The sequence below is a fragment of the Micromonospora zamorensis genome (assembly GCF_900090275.1).
Classification (GTDB): Bacteria; Actinomycetota; Actinomycetes; order Mycobacteriales; family Micromonosporaceae; genus Micromonospora; species Micromonospora zamorensis.
This window is the reverse complement of record NZ_LT607755.1, coordinates 7,011,425-7,031,059: the sequence shown is the minus strand read 5'-3', so window position 1 is coordinate 7,031,059 and position 19,635 is coordinate 7,011,425. Positions and strand designations below refer to the sequence as shown.

The following is a 19,635-nucleotide window of genomic DNA, read 5'->3' as shown; positions in this document are numbered from 1 at the left end:
ATGAACGGCCGGCGCCGTTGAGCCCGATCAGCGGCGGTGCGCGTCGGCCACCGGGTGTTTGCGGCGCTCCAGCTCCGCCTCCGCGTGCTCCGGTGGGCCGATCTTGTCGTACAGGCCGGTGCCGAGCAGGATCAGGCCGAACAGCATCGACACCACCACTGTCGACATCGAGAAGTTGAGGAAGTTCGCCTCGGTCTGGAGCACGGACATCATCAGGATGCTGGTCACCAGGAACACGACACCGGCGATGAGGTTCATGTAGTGGCCGAGGTTGCTGCGCCGCGACGCCCCGATGATCAGGACGACACCGAAGATCACCGAGGCGAGCGAGAAGGCCAGGTTGGTCCGGAGTCCGAGGGCCCAGGTGCTGGTCCGGGCGAAGAGCGGGTCACCGATCGTCTCCGCGACGCCCCAGACGCCGAAGACCAGGATGTAGACGCCGATCAGACCGGACAGGACCCGGTAGAGCGGCCGTGCCGGATGGTTCACCGGAAAGTGCGGCATACCGAGACCCCCTGAATCAACCGTTTCAGGAGGATTGTCGCCCAGGCAGAGCCGACTGTCCGGAAAACCACAATGGCGGAGGTCCGCCGACAGGCAGGACCAGGTCAGGTTTTCGCCGGAGCCCGAGCTGCGCAGGGATCAAGCCTGACCGCCCGGAGCAGCTCGGGCTCCGGCGAAAACCACCACCGCAACCAACCAAACAGCTCAGAGAACGAGACGAGCCTTCTGGAACGCCTCCGCCTCATCCTCGGACCCGACCTTGCCGTACATGCCGACCATCAGCAGCACCAGGGACGCCGCCAGCACCACGACCACGGTGGTGATGCTGAAGTTGAAGATGTTGGCGTCGGTCCGGATGAACGCGAGACCAGCCAGGCCGATCACCATCAGGGCGTACGCCAGCCACTGGTTGATCGCCACGTCGATGTTGCGGCCGAGGGCCGTGCCGACCAGCACGATGATCCCGAGCAGCACGCTGAGCAGCGAGAAGCCGAGGTTGGTGCCCTGACCGAGGACCCGGGTGTCGTCCTGGGCGAGGATCTCGTCGCCCATGCTCGCGATGATGCCGAGCACACCGAAGACCACCAGGTACAGACCGGTCAGCCCGCCGATCGCCCGGTAGATCGGCCGCGCGGGGTGGTTGACGGGGGTGTGTGCCATGTCTGTGTCTCCAACGCCGTGGGGTAGGTGTCACCGACGATTGTCTCGCATGTGGCGGTGTGACGCCGCACACGGTCCTCGCCCGGCGTGCCCGGCCCGGTCAGCTCTCCGGCAGGTCCTCGGCGAGGGTCATCCAGCTCTCCTCGATCCGCTCCCGCTCGGCGCGCAGATCCTTGAGCTGTGTGTCCAACTCGGCCACCCGGGCATAGTCGGTGGCGTCCGCCGCGAGCTGACCGAGCAGCGTCGTCTCGCGCTGGTCGAGTTTGCCGAGCTGCCGTTCCAGCCGGCTCAGCTCCTTGCGGGCCTGGCGGACCTCGGCAGCGGACATGCCACCCGCGCTCGGGCCGGTGGGCGCGGCGGTCGGGTTCACGCCGACCCGGGGGGCGGAGCCGGCCCGCTCGGCCGTCCGGGCAAGGTACTCGTCCACCCCGCCCGGCAGGTGCACCAGGCGACCGTCGCCGAACATCCCGTACGCCGTGTCGGTGACCCGCTCGATCAGGTAGCGGTCGTGGCTCGCCACGATGATCGTGCCAGGCCACGAGTCGAGCAGGTCCTCCAGCGAGGCGAGGGTGTCGGTGTCGAGGTCGTTGGTGGGCTCGTCGAAGAGCAGCACGTTGGGCTCGCCGGCGAGCAGCCGCAGCATCTGCAACCGGCGGCGTTCCCCACCGGAGAGGTCACTGACCGGGGTCCAGAGTCGGCGGTCGTCGAAGCCGAACACCTCGGCGAGCTGCGCGGCGGAGACCTCCCGGTCACCGAGCTGGACCCGGCGGGCGACCTCCTCGACGGCTTCCAGCACCCGCAGGTGCCCGGGCAGCTCGGTGAGCTCCTGGGAGAGGAACGCGGGCCGCACGGTGGAGCCGGTCCCGAGGCGGCCACCGTCGGGACGGGTGATGCCGGCGAGCATCCGCAACAGCGTGGTCTTGCCGGCGCCGTTGGCACCGAGGATGGCGATCCGGTCACCGGGGCCGACCAGCCAGGTGACGTCGCGCAGGATCTCCTTGGGGCCAGCGTGCAGCTCGACGTTCTCCAGGTCGTACACCTGCTTGCCGAGCCGCGAGGTGGCCATGCGCTGCAGGGACATGGTGTCCCGCGCCGGCGGCACGTCGGCGATCAACGCGTTCGCGGCGTCGATGCGGAACTGGGGCTTGGACGTCCGGGCCGGCGGGCCACGGCGCAGCCAGGCGATCTCCTTGCGGAGCAGGTTCTGCCGGCGGGCCTCGGTGGCGGCGGCGACGCGCTCGCGCTCGGCGCGGGCGAGGGTCCAGGCGGCGAATCCGCCCTCGTAGGCGCGAACGGTCTGGTCGGCGACCTCCCAGGTGGTGGTGCAGACCGCGTCCAGGAACCACCGGTCGTGGGTGACCACGACCAGGGCGCCCTTGCGGCCGACCAGGTGCCGGGCCAGCCAGTCGACACCGCCGACGTCGAGGTGGTTGGTGGGCTCGTCGAGGATGAGCAGGTCGGAGTCGCGGACGAGCAGCGCGGCGAGCGCCACCCGGCGGCGTTCGCCACCGGACATCGGGCCGACCGGCTGGTCGAGGCCGAGGTGCGGCATGCCGAGGCCGTCGAGGATGCCGCGGACGCCGGCGTCGCCGGCCCACTCGTGCTCGGCGCCCATGCCCTCGTTGAGCCAGGCGGTGCCGAGCACGACGTCCCGGACGGTGGCGTCGGGGGCGAGCGTGAGCTGCTGCGGCAGCCAGAGCGCGCGCAGGTCGCGGCGGTGGGTCACCCGGCCGTCGTCGGGGTCCTCCTGCTTGGTGAGCAGCCGCAGCAGGGTGGACTTGCCGGCGCCGTTGAGGCCGACCACGCCGATCCGGTCGGCGTCGTCCAGACCGAGCGAGACGTCCGTGAGCAGCCGCCCGGCGGCGCCGTACCCCTTGGACACCCGGTCCAGATTGACGATGTTCGCCACGTTCCACCCTTCATGATCAAGGCGTCCCGGTGCCGGCGGGCACCTGGACGCCTGTCTCAAGGGTACGCGGACGCCCCGGACACCCGCGCCGCGCGCCCGCAGGCCGGGTGGGACGACCCGTCAGCCGACGCGGGCGCCGACGACCGGGCCGTGCGCGACCCGCGCCTCCCGGCACACACCAGCGGCGTTCAGCTCGGCGGCGATCCGCTCCGCGTCGGCCGCGTCGGCGGTGAGGAACACACAGGTCGGGCCGGAGCCGGAGACGATCCCGGTGAGCGCGCCGGCCGCCTCGCCGGCCTTGAGGGTGTCGGCCAGCGCCGGGCGCATGGCCAGCGCGGCGTCCTGAAGATCGTTGCCGAGCGTCCGGGCGAGCACCCGGGGGTCGCGCTGACGCAGCGCGCCCAGCAACGCGTCGGTGGAGCCCAGTGGGGTGCCGGCGGCGCCGGAGTCGCGCAGCCGGTCCAACTCGCGGTACGCGGCCGGAGTGGAGAGGCCCCCGTCGGCGATCGCCACCACCCAGTGCCAGGAGGTCGGGCGGGCCAGCACGGGGCTGATCGCCTCGCCCCGGCCGGTGCCCAACGCGGTGCCACCGTAGATCAGGAATGGCACGTCGGAGCCGAGGTCGGCGGCGATCCCGGCCAGCTCGTCGCGGGACAGCCCGGTGCCCCAGAGCGCGTCGCAGGCCACCAGAGCGGCGGCGGCGTCGGCGCTGCCGCCGGCCAGCCCACCGGCGAGCGGGATCTGCTTGCGCAGGTGCAGCCGGGCGTGTGGCAGCACGCCCGCGTACCCGGCGAGGGCGTGCGCCGCGCGGATCACCAGGTTGGTGTCGTCCAGGGCCAGCTCGCCGGTGCCCTCACCCTCCATGGTCAGGGCGAGGGTGTCACCCCGACGGGCCGTCAGCTCGTCGTAGATCGAGATGGCGTGGTAGATCGTGTTGAGCTCGTGGTAGCCGTCGCGGCGCAACGGGCCCACCCCGAGGTGCAGATTGACCTTCGCGGGCACCCGGACCTTCACCGGCCCGACGGACCCGCGTCGCTCGTCCTCGCCGTCCGGTCGCCAGGCCTCGGTCACGGGGTGAGGTCCCGTACGCGCAGGCGGATGTCGAAGGGGTTGGCCACAATCTGCTCCTCGGCGTCCTCGGCGGGCACGGGCGTCAGCCTACTTCGCGGCCGGCGTACCGACCGGAGCCGACGCGGCGATGGCGGCGAACTGCTCGACGGTCAGTGACTCCCCCCGGGCGCCGGGGTCGACGCCGGCCGCGGTGAGCGCGGCGGCGGCCCGGTCCGCGCTACCGGCCCAACCCGCGAGCGCGGCGCGCAGCGTCTTGCGCCGCTGCGCGAACGCCGCGTCGACCACGGCGAAAACCCGTTCCCGGGGTACGTCGGTTCGGGGCGGTTCGTGGCAGGTGAAGGCGACCAGACCGGAGTCGACGTTGGGCACCGGCCAGAACACGTTCGGAGGCACCTTGCCGGCGCCCCGGGCGTGGGCGTACCAGGCGAGCTTGACCGACGGAATGCCGTACACCTTGGAGCCGGGACCGGCGACCAGCCGGTCGGCGACCTCCTTCTGCACCATGACCAGGCCGTGCCGCAGGGTGGGCAGCACGGCGAGCAGGTGCAGCACCACGGGCACTGCCACGTTGTAGGGCAGGTTCGCGACCAGCGCGGTCGGCGGTGGATCGGCCAGCTCGGCGGAGTGGATGCGCAGGGCGTCCGCGCGGTGCACGGTGAGCCGGTCGGCGTCCGCCCCGGCGTGCCGCGCGGCGGTCTCCGGCAGCGCCCCGGCGAGCACCGGGTCGATCTCCACGGCGTGCACGTGCCCGGCGACCGGCAGCAGCCCCAGGGTCAGCGAGCCGAGGCCGGGGCCCACCTCCAGGGCCACGTCGTCGGGGGTCAGCCCGGCGGCGGTGACGATCCGGCGCACGGTGTTCGGGTCGTGCACGAAGTTCTGGCCCAGCTTCTTGGTGGGCGCGACGCCCAGCCGGGCGGCGAGTTCCCGGATCTCCGCCGGGCCGAGGAGACCGGTCATGCCTGGCAGCGTAGCGGCGACGTCGGGGCCGACCGCCGGCCCGGGCTCACCACGGCCCGAAGGCACGGTCGCCGGTGGCGGAGATGGCCGCGCACAGCTCGTCCAGGTCACTGCCGGTGGTCGCGGCGAGCGCGCGGACGGTCAGCGGGATCAGGTACGAGGCGTTCGGCCGGCCGCGGTGCGGCGTCGGGGTGAGGTACGGGGCGTCGGTCTCCACCAGGATCTGGTCGACCGGGGTGAGTGCTGCGGCTTCGCGCAGCGCGGTGGCGCTGCCGAAGGTGACGGTGCCGGCGAAGCTGAGCAGGTAGCCCCGGCGGACGCACTCGCGGGCGAAGTCGGCGTCACCGGAGAAGCAGTGCAGCACCACCCGGTCGGGAGCGCCCTCGTCGTCGAGGATCCGCAGCACGTCCGCGTGCGCGTCCCGGTCGTGGATGACCAGCGCCTTGCCGTACCGCTTGGCGATGGCGATGTGCGCCCGGAAGCTGTGCTCCTGCGCAGCACGCCCGTCGTCGCCGGTCCGGAAGAAGTCCATCCCGGTCTCGCCGATCCCCCGGACCCGGTCGCGGGCGGCCAGCGACTCGATCTGCCGCAGCGCCTCGTCGAGGTCGGTGAGGCGGGGCGCCTCGTTGGGGTGCAGCGCGACGGTGGCCAGCACCGCGGGGTACCGGTCGGCGGCGTCCGCGCCCCACCGTGAGGAGGCGACGTCCACGCCCACCTGGACCAGCCGGTCCACGCCGACCTTGGTGGCCAGCGCGATCGCCGTGCCCACCGGGTCGTCGGATGGCCCGCCGCCGGGCACGCCGGCCTCGCTGACGGTGATGTCCAGGTGGGTGTGGCTGTCCAGCACCGGCCGGGGCAGCGGCTCGGGGGCGGGCGGAAACTCTCCGGCCCGCCGGGCGGCACGCTCTCGGCGGGATTCAGTGGGCTCGCTCATCAGCGACAGCATCACACACCGGGCCTGGCCATCTGCCCGCCACCCGACGTTCACCTCGACTACGCCGCGCGACTCTACCGTCGCCGGGTGAGCGAGCGCAGCGAGCGAACCCTGAGGCACAGCAGCGAGGCGTCTCACGCCGCTGCCGAGCGCAGCGAGGCGGCGACGTGAGCGAGCGCAGCGAGCGAACCCTGAGGCACAGCAGCGTGGCGTCTCATGCCGCTGCCGAGCGGAGCGAGGCCGTGGCGTGAGCGTCACACCTCACGCGAGCGGCGCGGCCGGCGAACGTACCGGGCTGCGCGTGGCGTTCGGCGGCGGCGTGTACCCGGCCGAGGAGATCGCCCGGGGCGCCGCGTACGAGCTGTTCAGCGCCGAGGAGGTGGCCGGCTTCGAGCGGGCGCCCCGACCGGGCAGCGCCCTGCCGTGGCGCCGGTTCGTGCACGTCACCGAGGCGAGCGCGGTGCACGGGGCGGTCGAGCCGGCCGAGGAGCCGGAGACGCCGCTGATGATGCCGGCGCACCGGGAACGCGGTTGGACGCACGTACACCAGCTCAGCCAGCAGCCGTCCGCGGCGGGCGACCCCGTCCTGACCGCGGTGCGTGCCTCGGCGGTGGTGCGGAGGGGCACCCGGATGGTGAAGGTGCTCTCCGCCCGGCAGCTCGCCGGGTACGTGCGGGGCTGGCTGCCGCACGGCTTCTGCTTCCGCGAGCACGACGTGGCGCACCTGCGTACGCCGACCGCGACCACGGTGCTGCGCACCGACGGTGACGCCGGGCGGGAAGGCTCGGACGTCGCGTACGCGCTGCGTTGGCGGGCCGCGGACCCGGGCGACTACGACGTGCCGGTCGGCGAGACGCACCGCGGTCTGACCGCGCTGGCCGCCCGGGACCGGCTGGGCCCACCGGTGCTGGGCACCGGCTTCGTGCCGAGCAACGGTCAGCTCATCCCCGAGTTCATCACCCGGGACTTCGCCGACCTGCCGATGCCGGCGAACGCCACCCTGCTCGCCTACCCCGCCGAGGGGGTGGAGGTCGTGCTCTACACGTACCAGGCGGAGCAGCGCGGTTGGCTGCGGATGGTGGGTCCGCAGTGGCGGCACCTGCTCGCCGCGGTGCCGGGCCTCTCCCCCGACCAGGAGTACGTGCCGACCGGCGACGCTCTGCGCTCCACACAGTTGGTGGGCCTCTACGGCGACACCGAGTACGAGGCGGTGGCCGACCTGCCCGGCGGGTTCCGGGTGTTGGCGATGACCCGGGCGGCCCGCTACCCGGTGGACGCGGTGGCCCGACGGCTCCGGTTCGCCCAGTGGCGGGGCGTGCCGTGCCTGGTGCTGCGCGAGGAAGCCGGCTGGCTGCGGCTGCGGCTGCGCTTCCCGGACCCGGACACCGTGGTCGCCACCGGCGCGCAGTGTCACGACCGCGGCATCTACGAGACCTGGGCACCGGGCGCCGAGGTGAGCGACGACCAGGTGATGGACACCCGGTACGTGATGTGACGTCCCCCGGCGGCCGGATGCCCTGCCGCCGGGGGGCGTCGTGCGCTCAGTCGGCCAGTCGGGCCAGCTCCTCGTCGACGATCGACGGGTCGAGCTTGCGGAACACCGGCTTCGGCGCTGCCAGCGGCCGGCCCGCCTCGATCGACACCGACTCCCAGCGCGCGCCGACGGTGTAGTCCCCGGTGAGCACCGGGTACGACGGCCCGCCGTCCAGGTCGTCGACCTGCTCGATGACGGGCATCGGGGCGTGCACACCGGTGCCGCCGAGCAGCTCGTGCACCTGCTGAGCCGAGTGCGGCAGGAACGGGGTGAGCAGCGTGTTCGCGTCGCTGATCACCTGGAGGGCGACGTGCAGGATGGTGCCCATCCGGGGCTTCTCCGCCTCGCCCTTGAGCTTCCACGGGGCCTGCTCGGAGAGGTATCTGTTGGCCTCGGCGACCACCCTCATGGCCTCACCGATGGCCTGCTTCTGCCGGTGCCGGCCGATCAGGTCGCCCACTGTGGCGAAGCCGGCCCGAGAGGTCGCGAGCAGCGCCTCGTCGGCCTCGGTGAGCCCGGCCGGGTCGACCGGCGGGATCTCGCCGAAGTTCTTCGCCGCCATCGAGACGCACCGGTTGACCAGGTTGCCCCAGCCGGCGACCAGCTCGTCGTTGTTGCGGCGGAGGAACTCGGCCCAGGTGAAGTCGGTGTCGTTGCTCTCCGGGCCGGCGGCGGCGATGAAGTATCGCAGCGCGTCGGCGTCGTAGCGCTCCAGGAAGTCACGAACGTAGATGACCACCTTGCGCGACGAGGAGAACTTGCGCCCCTCCATGGTCAGGTATTCGCTCGACACCACCTCGGTGGGCAGGTTGAGCCGACCCAGCTCGCCCGGCGCACCGTCGCGGGAGCCCTCGCCGGAGTATCCGGAGAGCAGCGCCGGCCAGATGACCGAGTGGAAGACGATGTTGTCCTTGCCCATGAAGTAGTAGGACTGGGAGTCCTTACCGGCACCGTCGGCGGACCAGTACTGCCGCCACGCCTCCGGGTCGCCGGAGCGGCGGGCCCACTCGATCGAGGCGGACAGGTAGCCGATCACCGCGTCGAACCAGACGTAGATCCGCTTGTCCGGCCGGTCCCGCCAGCCGTCCAGCGGGATCGGAACGCCCCACTCCAGGTCACGGGTGATCGCCCGGGGCTGGAGGTCGTCGAGCAGGTTGCGGGAGAACCGCAGCACGTTGGGCCGCCACCCCTCCCGGGTGTCCAGCCACTGCCGCAGCACCTCGGCCAGCGCGGGCAGGTCCAGGAAGAAGTGTTCGGTCTCGACGAACTTCGGGGTCTCCCCGTTGATCCGTGACTTCGGGTCGATCAGGTCAATCGGGTCGAGCTGGTTGCCGCAGTTGTCGCACTGGTCGCCCCGGGCGCTGTCGTACCCGCAGATCGGGCAGGTGCCCTCGATGTAACGGTCGGGCAGGGTGCGGCCGGTGGACGGGGAGATCGCGCCCATGGTGGTCTTCGGCACGATGTAGCCGTTGCGGTACATCCCCTCGAACAACTCCTGCACCACCGCGTAGTGGTTACGGGTGGTGGTGCGGGTGAACAGGTCGTAGGAGAGACCCAGGCCGTGCAGGTCCTCGACGATCACCCTGTTGTACCGGTCGGCCAGCTCGCGCGGGGTCACCCCGTCGGCGTCGGCCTGCACCTGGATCGGGGTGCCGTGCTCGTCGGTGCCGGAGACCATGAGCACGTCGTGGCCGGCCATCCGCATGTACCGGGCGAAGACGTCGGAGGGAACGCCGAAACCGGAGACGTGGCCGATGTGGCGGGGGCCGTTGGCGTACGGCCAGGCCACTGCCGCGAGAACGTGACTCATGAGCAGCAAGCCTAGTGACCCGCCAGGGGCGACCGCGAACCAATGGGGGGTGCCGGGCCGGCGGACCGGCCGGACCACCTCCACCATTGGTCCGATTTGTCGCCGACACGCGGTCGAGCTGCCCGTTCCGCCTCCCGGACCGGTGTGCAATGAACGTCGTGACTGGCAGACGAGCGGCACGGGACCACGAGGACCCTCGCACCGGCCCGACGGTCGGCGACGACCCTGGCCCCGACCCCGCCTCGCCCCGGAGTGCCGGGGTAGCACCCCAGCCCCGGTTGGTGCCCGGAGCCGACGCGGGTTCCGCGTCGCGCCCCAGTCCCAGCCCGCGACCGAGCCCCGCCCCGCGGCCCGGCGCCGACCGGCCCGAGGAGCAGCAGGCCAGGCCGTCGGGGCAGGCGGTCACATCGGGGCGGGAGGAGGCTGCGGAGCGCACCGCCACCCCGGCCCGGCCCACGCCGGGCGCGCCGGTACCCACGCCGGCCCGGCCGACCCCGGCGGCACCCGCACCGAGCCCGGCCCGACCCGGCTCATCAGGCCCCCCGGTCGGCTCGGCACCCGCCGCCACGGAGGCCGTCGAGATGGAACCCACCACCGGCGCGCCGGTGGACGCGGTGCCACGTCGAGTGCCCGTCCGCCAGCAGAGCCGCCTGCAACGGGAGGGCCGGTCCGACGGTGACACGCCGGACGACGTCGCTGCCTTCTGGGCGCCGATCGAGGAGGTGCACTGGGACGGCACCCCGGTGCGGGAGGACCCGGCGCCGTCGGGGGACCGCGGCTTCCGCCCGGTGGGCCGCCGCGCACCGAGCCGTACGGCCCCACCGCCCGATCCTCTGCCCGGGCTGGCCGCGCTGGTGACGCTGAGCCTGGTGGCGGCCTTCTTCGCCTGGGTCAGCGCCGGCCCGTTCTGGCTCGCCGTCGGGCACGCCCGGGTGGGCACTGTGGTGCTCGACGGCTGCACCGGTGACGGGCTCACCCAACGGTGTCGGGGGACGTTCACGGCCGACGACGGGCGGTTCATCGCGCACGGCGTACGGGTCAGCGGCGTACCCGCCGGGGAGAACGCGAGCGGTACACCGGTGCCGGCACGGATGACGGGCCCGGACGCCGGCACCGCGTACGCGGACACCGGCGTGGGCCGGCACCTGCTCTGGCTGCCCGGTCTGCTGGTGGTGCTGGCCTGCACGGCCGGCATCGTCCGGTGGACCGGGTCGGCCCGGCTGCCCGGCCGTCGGCACCGTCGCTGGGCCGTGACAGCGGCCGTCGCCGGCCCCGTGCTGATCACCGTCGGCTTCCTGGCCTTCGCCTGGTGAGCGCGTCACCCGGTGAACCCCGGCACGGCCGGGCGCCCGGGTCAGCTGTGCACGATGGTGTAGACGTCGCGCCGGCGCAGCGCGTACTCGGTGGCGACGTCGGTGATGGCGTCCCGGCGGGACCGGCCGGCGGCCTCCCGCTCGGCGACGGCCGCGCGCAGGGTGTCGTCGTCGGGGCGTTCCGGGGCGATCACCGGCGCACCAGCCACCACCAGAGTGATCTCGCCGCGCGGGTCTCCCTCGGCGGCCCACCGGGCCAGCTCGCCGAGGGGACGGCGGAGCACCTCCTCGTAGGTCTTGGTGAGCTCCCGGCAGAGTGCGGCTGGCCGGTCCGCGCCGAACGTGTCGGCGAGGTCGGTGAGAGCCGCACCGATCCGGTGCGGGGCCTCGAAGAAGACCAGCGTCCGTTCCTCGGCGGCGAGCGCGCGCAGGCGGGTTCGCCGGGCGCCGGGGGTGCGGGGCAGGAAGCCCTCGAAGCAGAACCGGTCACAGGGCAACCCGGAGACCGCCAGCGCGGTGGTGACCGCGCTGGGCCCGGGGGCGACGGTGACCGGCGCCCCGACGTCCAGTGCGGCCCGGACCAGCCGGTAGCCGGGGTCGGAGACGCTCGGCATCCCCCCGTCGGTGACCAGTGCCACCACGTATCCGCTCAGGATGACCTCGACCAGCTCGGGGGTTCGCCGCTCCTCGTTGCCCTCGAAGTAGGAGACGATCCGGCCGCCGACTGTGATGTCGAGGTCGCGGGCCAGCCGGGTCAGCCGGCGAGTGTCCTCGGCCGCGACCACGTCGGCGGTGCTCAGCACCTCCCGGAGCCGGGCCGAGGCGTCGGCGGGGTTGCCGAGCGGGGCACCGAGCAGGATCAGGCGCCCAGCTTCGGACTTTTCACCCACGAATTCGTCTCCTTCATCGACAGCGAATACCGGTATCAGGGACGACGGGCGCCACAGGACACCTTGGCAGCCTACGATCGCCGGGTGACGAGTGCGTCGACAGCGCAGAGCCCGAGCGCCGAGCCTGCCAAGATGGTCGAGGTGACGGGCGAGCCCAGCCCCAACCAGGAGCCGGCGGCACCGAGTGCCGGTGGCGGTGGCGCGTCCGCCGCGCTCCGGCGAAGGTTCGCCACCGTCGACAGCCAGGTGGACCGGTTCTCCTGGCTGGCCACGGCGGTGGTGGTGACCATCGCGGCGATCCTGCGCTTCGTCGGGCTGTCCAGCCCGAAGGGCAAGATCTTCGACGAGACCTACTACGCCAAGGACGGCTACGGGCTGATCTCCCGCGGCGTCGAGTGGAACTACAAGGACAACGTCCCGTCGTACGTCGTGCACCCGCCGCTGGGCAAGTGGCTGATCGGCCTCGGCGAGTGGGCCTTCGGCTACCAGGACGCGGATTCGAAGGTCTCCGTCCCCGGGCACCTGATGACCACCGCGCCGGAGTTCGGCTGGCGGTTCTCGGCGGCCGTGATCGGCACCCTGTCGGTGTTGCTGCTGGTCCGCATCGGTCGGCGGATGTTCCGCTCGACGGTGCTCGGCTGCGCAGCCGGCCTGCTGCTCGCCCTGGACGGCTTCCACCTGGTGCTGTCCCGCGCTGCGCTGCTCGACATCTTCCTGCTCTTCTTCGTGCTGGCCGCGTTCGGCGCGTTGGTGCTCGATCGGGATGCCCGCCGCAGGCGCTGGGCGCGGGCCCTGGACGACGGGCTCGACCCGAGCCAACCGGGCCGTGCCGGCCGGCCGCCGACCGGTTGGCGCACCTGGCCGTGGTGGCGGCTGGCAGCCGGGGTGTTGATCGGCTGCGCCTGCGCGGTCAAGTGGAGCGCTCTGTATTTCGTACCGGTCTTCGCGCTGCTGGTGATCCTCTGGGAGGTCGGCGTCCGCCGCTCGGCGGGGGTCCGCCGGCCCTGGCGGGACACAGTGCTCGACGAGCTGCCCTGGCTGGTCCTCGCCGGTGTGCTCATGCTGGCCACCTATGTCGCCACCTGGTCGGGCTGGCTGCTCACCGACGACGGCTACTACCGGCTCGCGTCGGCCTACCCGAGCGCCCCGCTCAGCGACCGCCCGGTGATCGGGCCCCTGATCAACCTCTTCGAATACCACCGGGCGGCGTACGGCTTCCACGCCCAGCTCGACGACGCGCACAAATACCAGTCGTGGCCGTGGCAGTGGCTGCTGCTCGGCCGGCCGGTGGCGTTCCACTGGTCCGGTGACGGCGCCTGCGGCGCACCGACCTGCGCCTCCGAGATCCTGCTGCTCGGCACCCCACTGCTCTGGTGGTCGTTCCTGCCCGCCCTGGCGGCGCTGGCCTGGCTGGGTCTGGCCCGCCGCGACTGGCGGGCCGGCGCGATCCTGCTGACCGTGGCGGCCGGGCTGCTGCCCTGGTTCTGGTTCGCTCTCGACGGCCGCACGATGTTCTCGTTCTACGCCGCGCCAGCGCTGCCGTTCCTGGTGCTTGCCGTGGTGTACGTGCTCGGCGCGCTGATCGCGCCCGCCGGGGGTGACGTGGGTGAGGTGGCACCGCTGGTGCCCGGCGACCCGAGCTACGAACGTCGACTGGTGGGCAGCATCGCGGCCGGGGCGTACGTGCTGCTGGTGGGGCTCTGCTTCGCGTACTTCTATCCGATCTTCGTCGGCAAGGTGATTCCGTACTCGGACTGGCTGTCCCGGATGTGGCTCGACGGTCGGTGGATATAAGCACCGACAGGCGACGCGCCGCACAGCGCGACGGAGAAGGGCCCGCACGCCGAAGCGTGCGGGCCCTTCTGTGACCCTGCGGGCACTGCGACCCCTGCGGGCACTGTGACCTTGCGGGGCCTTTCGACAAAGACGCGCGCCCCGATCGCCTGCCACGGGGGAAGCGGGCGATTGGGGCGCGCATGAAGAGCTTAACCACCGCGCACCACCGGCACAACGGGTCAACTTGGGTCAGATTTCCGACGGATGGTGGCCGGGCCGACTCGTACCCGCCTGCAGTTGACCGAGGGTGACCTGGCGTGGACCCAGAGCGCGGAAAAGCAAGGTCGGAGGTGGTCATCGACCTGGCCGGAGGCACCGGGGTCCGATCCACGCCCACCCAGACGATCATCCAAAGTGGATCTCACTACACTGCGGGCCGTGATCAACTTCAGACGATCGACGGCGGTCCTTCTCGGGCTGCTGGCGACCACCGCACTGGCCGGGCCCGCCCCGGCGCAGGCCGACGAGGAGCCGGTGCCCGAGCCACCCCGGGTCGAGCTGGTGCTCGACGTCAGTGGCTCGATGCGCGCCGCCGACATCGACGGGCGCAGCCGGATCTCCGTTGCCCAGCAGGCCTTCAACGAGGTCGTCGACGCGCTGCCGGCGGAGACCCAGCTCGGCATCCGGGTGCTCGGCGCGACCTACCGCGGCAAGGACAAGAAGGTCGGCTGCCAGGACACTCAGCAGATCGTGCCGGTCGGCCCGGTGGACCGGTCCGCGGCCAAAGCTGCCGTGGCGACGCTGCGGCCGACCGGATTCACACCGGTCGGCCTCGCACTGCGCTCCGCCGCGGAGGACCTGGGCCGAGGGGCCACCACCCGACGGATCGTGCTGATCACCGACGGCGAGGACACCTGCGCCCCGCCGGACCCGTGCGAGGTGGCCCGGGAGCTGGCCGCCCAGGGCACCAGCCTGGTCGTCGACACCCTCGGTCTGGCCCCCGACGAGAAGGTCCGAAAGCAGCTGCTCTGCATCGCCAGCGCGACCGGCGGCACCTACACCGCCGCACAGAGCGCCGAGGAGCTGACCGGACGGATCAAACAGCTCGTCGAGCGGGCCGGCGACACGAACACCCGCGCCCCGACGGTGGTCGGCGGCACGAACGTCTGCGACTCGGCGCCGCTGCTCGCCCCCGGCGTCTACGCCGACCGGGAGGCCTTCTCCGAGCACCGCTACTACCGGGTGCCGGTACGCCCCGGGCAGGAGCTGCGCGCGTCGGTGAGCATGGCGCTGGACCGAGGAGTGAACCGGGACTACGGGGTCCTGCTGAGGGCCACCGCAGCGGACGGCCGGGAACTGGTTCGCGGCGCTGACGCCGGCAGCGGACGGGCCGATGTGCTCTCCGCCGGGCTGCGCTGGTCGGCCAGCGCCGACGACGAGAATGCCGCGAAGGCCGAGGAGAGTTCCGCGCCGGTCGTCGAACCCACCACCGTCTGCCTGGTGGTGAGCAACTCGTTCGCCCCGCGCCCCGGCACCGCGGCCACCCCGGGCATGCCCGTGGAGTTGACCATCGACGTGGTCGCCGCCGCACCGGCACCGGACGGCCCGGACCTCGGTCGAGGCTGGGTGCTGCTCGCCCTGCTCACCGTCGCCGGGCTGCTCACCGGCCTGATCGCCGGGCTGCTCACCCGCTGGTGGGTCGCCACCTGGAGGGAGAACTGATGCGTACCGCCCTGAACCGATCGCTGGCGGCGCTGCTCGCCGCCGGCGGGGCCGCGCTGCTCCCCGCCTCGGCCGTCGCCGCCCCGAGCCCCTCCCCGGGCGCCACGCCGGTGAACCGGGCCGGCACGTCGTTCCTCAGCGCCACCCCGATCGCCGCGGGGCAACCGGTACGGGTGGACGCGTCGATCGGCGACCACCTCTACTGGGCGTTCCCGGCGAAAGCCGGCCAGGTGCACGAGATCACCGCCACCGTCACCTTCCCGAAGGGGCGCAGCGGCGCCTCCACCTGGACGGTCGACGTGTTCGACGGGCTGCGCCGGCGGCAGGCGTGCACCGCCGGGGCACAGACCCCGACCGTGGACGCGAAGGCGTCGAGCGTGGCGCTGGGCTGCACGTTGCGCGAGGTACGACCGTGGGCGGAGCCCTGGTCAGCCGATCCACTGCCCGGCACGTACGTCATCAGGCTCTCCGTGATCGATCTGCCCGAGCCGGATCTGGGCGCACCGATCGACGTGGACCTGCTGGTCGGCACGGTCGCCGACCGGGGCGCCTCGGCCGACGACGGTGAGTTGGCAGCGCCGCTGGTGCCGAACACCAAGGCGGGCACGGTGCTCAACGCCGTACCCGTGGCGGACCCGGAAGCTGGCGACGACGGTGACTCGCCGGCGGACTGGTTGCCGAATCTCGGCTCGCGGTGGGTCTGGACCGCCATCGGCGGCGTGCTCGCCGCGGTGGCCGGCGTCGTCGGCTTCGCGGTGACCAGGCGGCCCCGGCGTCGCTGAACCGCCCCGCTGGTGGCCCTGCCCGAAGGTGGGGCCACCAGCGGCTCAACCTCGGCGGGAGCCGCGTGGCAACCAGCCGATGAACCGACTCTGGAGCGACATCACCGGCGCGGCGCGCAGATCCTCCGTGGCGGCGGCGAGACAGGAACCCAGATAGACGCTGAGCATCGCGCGGTCACTCCCGTACTCCGCCAGCAGCCGGCTGCGCTTCGTCGCGCACGGCCACTCGTCGCCGCAGGAGCCGCAGCTCCAGCAGGGGGTCTTCGGGGCGTGATCGTCCACCCGCACCCCCGACCGTTCCGCACCATCGGTCATCGCACGTCCTTCCAGATGTCCACGGGACTGGCGGCTGCCCTGCCCGACCAGTTCTTGATGGTGGTCCCCCCGGAGCCATCAGGGAGGGCGCGCTGCACGTCCCTCCGGTGTTACATCTTTGCGGTACCTTCTCCCGTCGTGGGAGTCGGAAATCTGACGGTTGACAGGAGCCGCTGCTCCCACCGACCAGTAGGCTGCCGCGATGCGTGACCTGCTGCCGTCGACAGTCGCCGTGGCCGTGGCCGGGCCGGACGACTGGGTCGGCGAACTGCTCCCCGCCGAGCAGGCGTGCCTGAGCGAGCGGGCCGTGCAGACCCGTCGGCGGGACTTCGCCGCTGGGAGGGCCTGCGCCCGTCGGGCCATGACCGGTCTCGGCCTGCCACCGACAGCCGTGCCGGCCGCCCCCGACCGCGCGCCCGTCTGGCCGGCCGGGGTGGTCGGCACCATCACCCACACCACCGGCTACTGCGCCGCCGCGACGGCGCTCACCACCGATGTCCGATCCGTCGGAATGGACGCCGAGCAGCACCACGAGGTCGATCCGGGAGTACGCAGAATGGTGCTGCTGCCCGAGGAGGAGGCCCTCTGCGCACGGCTGCCCGGCGGCATCTCCTGGCCGGTCGTCCTGTTCAGCGCCAAGGAGACCGTCTACAAGGTGTGGTACCCGGTGGTCGGGACGTGGCTCGGCTTCCGTGACGCCCAGCTCGACGTCGACCCGGACGCCGGCACGTTCACGGCCCGCATCGCACCGGCCCGGGTGGACGCTGCGGCGGTCGAGGCTCCGCCGACAACCATCGCCGGCCGGTTCGTGGTCGCCGGCGGGCTGGTCCGCACCGCCGCAGTGCTCCCGCTGGGCTGATTCCCGGGCACCGTCCAGGCTGACCGGATCGAAGCGAGGGTCGCCGCCGACGGTGGGACGGAATCCGGCGCGGCGACCGGGCGATCGGCCACGCACGGTAGCGTCGGCGGGTTCCCGAACCGCACGTACCGAGGCGTCAAGGAGTACGGTGACCCACCCCCAGCCCCCCGCCGGGCCGCAGGACCCCCAGCACCCGAACCCGGAGCCACCGACGCAGCCGTCCCCCGCGGCACAGCCGCAGTCCACTGTCGAGTCGACGGTTTCGCAGACACCATTGCCGCCCAGCCCGTGGTCCGCGGCGGGGAGCGCGTCGCAGCCGCCGTTCTCGGGCACCGCGTACCCGACGGCCGGCGGTGGGTACGTCGGCGCTGGCGGAGGTCACCCGGCAATCGGCGGGCCGGGTCATCCACTCCTCGCACCGCCGGCGGCACCGACGCAGGGCTCCAAGAGGACAGTCGTGGCCGTCGCCATCACCGCGGCCGTCCTCACCCTCCTCAGCTGCGCCGGCGCCATCGTGGCGGTCGTCTTCGGCGCCAACCGGGCCGCGGACAAGGTGACCGAGGCACGTCCCACCCCCGCGGCGACCCGGGGCACGGCGCAGCCGTCGGCCAAAGCTCCCTCGTCGACGGCCAGCGGCGACACTCGCAACATGGCACCCGGAGACACCCTGGTCATCGATGGTGACGGCGGCACCATCGAGATCACCGTGACGAAGTTCAGCACCGCCACCAAGCCGTGCGCTCCCTACGGCCTCAAGCCCGACGAGGGCATGTACGTGATCGCCGACGTGACACTGACCGTCACCAAGGGCACCGCTTCGGCGAACCCGCTCTTCTTCGAGTGGGTGGCCGCCGACGGCACCGAGGCCAACGCGATCGCCGGGGCCTTCTCCGGATGCGGCAAACCGATGCCCCCCGCCGACGACCTGACCGCCGGCACCAGGCGCACCGGCAGCGTGGTGTTCGACGTACCCGACACGTCCGGGGTGCTGGAGTACCAGCACAGGTTCGAGACCGCCGGCTCCTGGAAGCCGTGACGCGCTGACACGACGTGAGGCCGACCCCGACGGGTCGGCCTCACGCTGTCGCGAGTCGGTGGGTCAGCAGCCGGTCCAGCGCACCGGGGTCACCCGGTCGGCGAGGACGTTGCGGACGCCGAGAGAGGTGGCCAGCAGACCGGTGGCGGTGGCTGCGAGCATCCTGCGTCGAGTGCTTCGATTCATCCTTGCTCCCCGTGATGGGCCCGGGCGCTTCCGGGCGGTGATTGATACCGGTTGCACAGTTGGATGGGCTTCACGGTTGCGGTGTGTCGGGGACGAGACAGACGCGCGTCTACCCCGCCCACGCCTCGGCGTCGGTGACGACCGGCCGGCCGGTGCGTACGGATTCTTCGATGGCGAGACTGATCAGGTGGTCCTGGCAGGCTTCGGCGAGGGGATACGGGGCCGGGCCCTCCTCCCGCGCCCACGCACCGGTGCGGGCCACGATGTCGGCCACCGCGATGTCGTCGTCGGACATCCCACTGCCGACGAACGGGTTGCGATAGACCACGTCGCCGTCAAAGCTGATGTGCTTCAGGTCGAGCCCTTCGAGGTTGAGGTCGAGACCGGTCTGGCGTCGGCTCAGCGACGACTCCACCGGCGTGGTGGGGTCGACCAGGCGAACGACCCGGTCGTCCACCAGCTCGCCGAGCGAACCCCGCACCACCAACCGGCGGGTCCGCAGCGGGTTCCACCACTGGTTGTCGGTGAAGTCGTACAAACCCATCCGCCCGCCGAAGTCGATTGTCGCGAGGGTCGTGGAGAGCTGCTGCGGGGTGTCGTCACCGCTCCAGCCAGCCGGCGACAGCGGGTTGGCCAGCGGCGCGACGAAGGCGCGCGCGCTGACCTCGGCGCTCTCGTGACCAACCCCGAGCAGGCCACGGATCAGCGACACCGCGTGGTACAGGTGGGTGGAGGAGATCTGCACCGACGTCGGCTCGCCGAGCACCCCGGCACGGACCACCGCCAGGCGGGCCGCGTGCCCCGGCATCAGCAGGTACTGCTCGGCGACCTGCACCAGACCGCTGCGGCCGACGTCCGCCCAGAGCGAGCGCAGCCCGGCCACGTCGGGGGCGGGCGGCGTCTCGGCGAGCACCGGTACGCCGGCCGCGACCAACTCGCGGGTCACGTCGGGAGTCACCGGCCAGGGCACCGACACGATGACGAAGTCCGGTCGCTCGTGGGCCAGCAGTTCGGCCGCCGTGCGGAAGGTCGGCACGCCCCACTCGGCCGCCACCTCGGCACCACGCGATTCGGTACGCGTCACCACCCCGGTCACCCGCATCCGATCGGGCAGCAGTCGAGCCAGCCGCAGGAAGAACTCACCCCGCCAGCCACTGCCGACGATGCCGAACCGGGTCTGGGCCACCGAAGTCATCTGGGCTCCTCACGTAGAGGTCCGGATGCTAACCGTTTCGCAGCCACCTTCTTCGCTACGGTTGTGCTGATGACCATCGACCCGTTGCGCGCGGCCCGACAGTAGGGGTGGTCGACCACCTGCCGATCCGAGGGGACCCGGGAGCAGCGGATGCTCACGTACGATCCGTTTCCGCGTGTCGC

General features: G+C 72.4%; 18 protein-coding genes. 7 read left to right on the top strand and 11 right to left on the bottom strand.

What is annotated here, in order from left to right; all coding sequences use genetic code 11:
* Positions 1-27: 27 nt before the first annotated feature.
* The 6 genes from GA0070619_RS31805 to GA0070619_RS31780 form a co-directional block, all read right to left on the bottom strand.
* Positions 28-504: a DUF4383 domain-containing protein gene (locus GA0070619_RS31805; protein ID WP_088951423.1), complete on the bottom strand. Its 477-nt coding sequence runs from the start codon at positions 502-504 to the stop codon at positions 28-30.
* Between the two features lie 204 nt (positions 505-708).
* A complete protein-coding gene (locus GA0070619_RS31800; protein ID WP_088951422.1) occupies positions 709-1,164 on the bottom strand; it encodes a DUF4383 domain-containing protein in 456 nt (151 codons plus the stop codon).
* 100 nt (positions 1,165-1,264) lie between these two features.
* A complete protein-coding gene (locus tag GA0070619_RS31795) occupies positions 1,265-3,073 on the bottom strand; it encodes an ABC-F family ATP-binding cassette domain-containing protein (RefSeq protein WP_088951421.1) in 1,809 nt (602 codons plus the stop codon).
* Between the two features lie 120 nt (positions 3,074-3,193).
* Entirely contained in the window at positions 3,194-4,144 is a 951-nt protein-coding gene (locus tag GA0070619_RS31790; RefSeq protein WP_088951420.1) for a 4-(cytidine 5'-diphospho)-2-C-methyl-D-erythritol kinase, read from the bottom strand.
* Between the two features lie 87 nt (positions 4,145-4,231).
* Positions 4,232-5,101: a 16S rRNA (adenine(1518)-N(6)/adenine(1519)-N(6))-dimethyltransferase RsmA gene (gene rsmA / locus GA0070619_RS31785; RefSeq protein WP_088951419.1), complete on the bottom strand. Its 870-nt coding sequence runs from the start codon at positions 5,099-5,101 to the stop codon at positions 4,232-4,234.
* A gap of 46 nt (positions 5,102-5,147) precedes the next feature.
* Complete coding sequence (locus GA0070619_RS31780) at positions 5,148-6,047, bottom strand: TatD family hydrolase (protein WP_088951418.1); 900 nt, start codon at positions 6,045-6,047, stop codon at positions 5,148-5,150.
* A 235-nt stretch (positions 6,048-6,282) separates the two neighbouring features.
* Here GA0070619_RS31780 and GA0070619_RS31775 point away from each other — a divergent pair, with 235 nt between their 5' ends.
* A complete protein-coding gene (locus GA0070619_RS31775; protein ID WP_088951417.1) occupies positions 6,283-7,530 on the top strand; it encodes a hypothetical protein in 1,248 nt (415 codons plus the stop codon).
* Between the two features lie 46 nt (positions 7,531-7,576).
* Here GA0070619_RS31775 and metG read toward each other — a convergent pair whose 3' ends face one another.
* Entirely contained in the window at positions 7,577-9,379 is a 1,803-nt protein-coding gene (metG, locus tag GA0070619_RS31770; RefSeq protein WP_088952185.1) for a methionine--tRNA ligase, read from the bottom strand.
* Positions 9,380-9,960: 581 nt separating this feature from the next.
* Here metG and GA0070619_RS31765 point away from each other — a divergent pair.
* Positions 9,961-10,692: a hypothetical protein gene (locus GA0070619_RS31765; RefSeq protein ID WP_088951416.1), complete on the top strand. Its 732-nt coding sequence runs from the start codon at positions 9,961-9,963 to the stop codon at positions 10,690-10,692.
* 41 nt (positions 10,693-10,733) lie between these two features.
* Here GA0070619_RS31765 and rsmI read toward each other — a convergent pair whose 3' ends face one another.
* Positions 10,734-11,582, bottom strand: a complete 849-nt coding sequence (rsmI, locus tag GA0070619_RS31760) for a 16S rRNA (cytidine(1402)-2'-O)-methyltransferase (protein ID WP_088951415.1) — start codon at positions 11,580-11,582, stop codon at positions 10,734-10,736.
* Positions 11,583-11,714: 132 nt separating this feature from the next.
* Here rsmI and GA0070619_RS31755 point away from each other — a divergent pair, with 132 nt between their 5' ends.
* From GA0070619_RS31755 to GA0070619_RS31745, 3 genes are all read left to right on the top strand, one after another.
* Positions 11,715-13,376, top strand: a complete 1,662-nt coding sequence (locus GA0070619_RS31755; RefSeq protein WP_406085405.1) for a dolichyl-phosphate-mannose--protein mannosyltransferase — start codon at positions 11,715-11,717, stop codon at positions 13,374-13,376.
* 420 nt (positions 13,377-13,796) lie between these two features.
* Complete coding sequence (locus GA0070619_RS31750; protein WP_088951413.1) at positions 13,797-15,080, top strand: VWA domain-containing protein; 1,284 nt, start codon at positions 13,797-13,799, stop codon at positions 15,078-15,080.
* The gene (locus tag GA0070619_RS31745; protein WP_088951412.1) at positions 15,080-15,862 is read left to right on the top strand and encodes a peptidase; all 783 of its coding nucleotides are present in this window, start codon (positions 15,080-15,082) and stop codon (positions 15,860-15,862) included. Before GA0070619_RS31750 ends, GA0070619_RS31745 begins: the two co-directional genes overlap by 1 nt.
* A gap of 45 nt (positions 15,863-15,907) precedes the next feature.
* Here GA0070619_RS31745 and GA0070619_RS31740 read toward each other — a convergent pair whose 3' ends face one another.
* Positions 15,908-16,177, bottom strand: a complete 270-nt coding sequence (locus tag GA0070619_RS31740) for a hypothetical protein (protein WP_088951411.1) — start codon at positions 16,175-16,177, stop codon at positions 15,908-15,910.
* 202 nt (positions 16,178-16,379) lie between these two features.
* Here GA0070619_RS31740 and GA0070619_RS31735 point away from each other — a divergent pair, with 202 nt between their 5' ends.
* Both GA0070619_RS31735 and GA0070619_RS31730 read left to right on the top strand, forming a co-directional pair.
* Positions 16,380-17,036: a 4'-phosphopantetheinyl transferase family protein gene (locus tag GA0070619_RS31735; RefSeq protein ID WP_088951410.1), complete on the top strand. Its 657-nt coding sequence runs from the start codon at positions 16,380-16,382 to the stop codon at positions 17,034-17,036.
* 148 nt (positions 17,037-17,184) lie between these two features.
* The gene (locus GA0070619_RS31730; RefSeq protein ID WP_157744123.1) at positions 17,185-18,072 is read left to right on the top strand and encodes a DUF4352 domain-containing protein; all 888 of its coding nucleotides are present in this window, start codon (positions 17,185-17,187) and stop codon (positions 18,070-18,072) included.
* Positions 18,073-18,135: 63 nt separating this feature from the next.
* On the opposite strand, the gene GA0070619_RS33895 is transcribed toward GA0070619_RS31730, so the two are convergent.
* Together GA0070619_RS33895 and GA0070619_RS31725 are read right to left on the bottom strand one after the other, a co-directional pair.
* Entirely contained in the window at positions 18,136-18,258 is a 123-nt protein-coding gene (locus tag GA0070619_RS33895) for a hypothetical protein (RefSeq protein ID WP_269458543.1), read from the bottom strand.
* Positions 18,259-18,367: 109 nt separating this feature from the next.
* Positions 18,368-19,453, bottom strand: coding sequence for a Gfo/Idh/MocA family protein (locus GA0070619_RS31725; protein ID WP_088951408.1), 1,086 nt, complete (start codon positions 19,451-19,453; stop codon positions 18,368-18,370).
* Between the last annotated feature and the right edge of the window lie 182 nt (positions 19,454-19,635).